At 37.2% G+C, this 465-nt stretch carries 1 protein-coding gene; it reads right to left on the reverse strand.

Going from position 1 to position 465, the window contains the following annotated elements; genetic code table 11:
- The coding region (locus C7G61_RS45490) for a TonB-dependent receptor domain-containing protein (RefSeq protein ID WP_190242297.1) at positions 1-465 on the reverse strand (465 nt) is incomplete at both ends.

Below are 465 nucleotides of genomic sequence, written 5' to 3' on the forward strand. Positions count from 1 at the left end.
AACTATAGCCTGTTATGAAATATAAGTTTTGTGAGAGCATTGCATTGATGCCAAGTTCAATACCATCGCTGGTGGTTTCTCCGCTTAGTGTTTTTACAGTAGCATCGGTATTAAGCGTTACTCCATCTGCTTTGTATTGAGCCTGCTGTGCCAGGTTACTGTTGAGTATTCTGTAAATACTAACCGTTGTGTTTATTCTTCCGTTTAAAAAACTATTCTTCACTCCTGCTTCATATTGATTAATGATTGATGCAGGCAATAAATTTCCATATACATCTGTGCCGCTGTTTGTTGTAAAGTTGTTGGCATAGCTTACAAATAAAGATGTGTTTTGTGATGGTTGATAAACAATGCCTGCTTTAGGTGATAAAACATTGTAAGTAGTTGTTGGTGTTGTACCTTTTACTATTGCAGCAGGGCGAGTTGAAGTTGGCATACTATCAATAGTTGTTTGAACAGTTGCCT

It is taken from the genome of Bradyrhizobium algeriense (assembly GCF_003062295.1).
In the GTDB taxonomy this organism is placed as follows: domain Bacteria; phylum Pseudomonadota; class Alphaproteobacteria; order Rhizobiales; family Xanthobacteraceae; genus Bradyrhizobium; species Bradyrhizobium algeriense.